Below are 212 nucleotides of genomic sequence, written 5' to 3'. Positions count from 1 at the left end.
TTTATGCCCATGCCGATATCGTGCAGATAGCATGACATTATCAGCACATAACATTCCGCCGCGCTGAGTCTTTCGATCTGTTTCTCTCCGATCAGCATATTACAGTATTCGAGCACATCCATGCTGTGCAGGATCGTGTGATCAGTAAAATCGGGGAATCGGGGCAAAAAGGACTCAAGCATCTTCTGCAGCACCGCGGCGCTGTCTTTTGT

Annotated in this window: 1 protein-coding gene; it reads right to left on the bottom strand. The window is 48.6% G+C overall.

All coding sequences use genetic code 11. From position 1 onward, the window contains the following. On the bottom strand, positions 1-182 hold a 182-nt coding region (locus B0D78_RS13135), incomplete at its 3' end, for an HD domain-containing protein (RefSeq protein ID WP_205948352.1). Positions 183-212 lie beyond the last annotated feature (30 nt).

Source organism: Pyramidobacter sp. C12-8, from assembly GCF_002007215.1.
Lineage (GTDB): Bacteria > Synergistota > Synergistia > Synergistales > Dethiosulfovibrionaceae > Pyramidobacter.
This window is presented reverse-complemented; position numbering and strand designations above follow the sequence as displayed.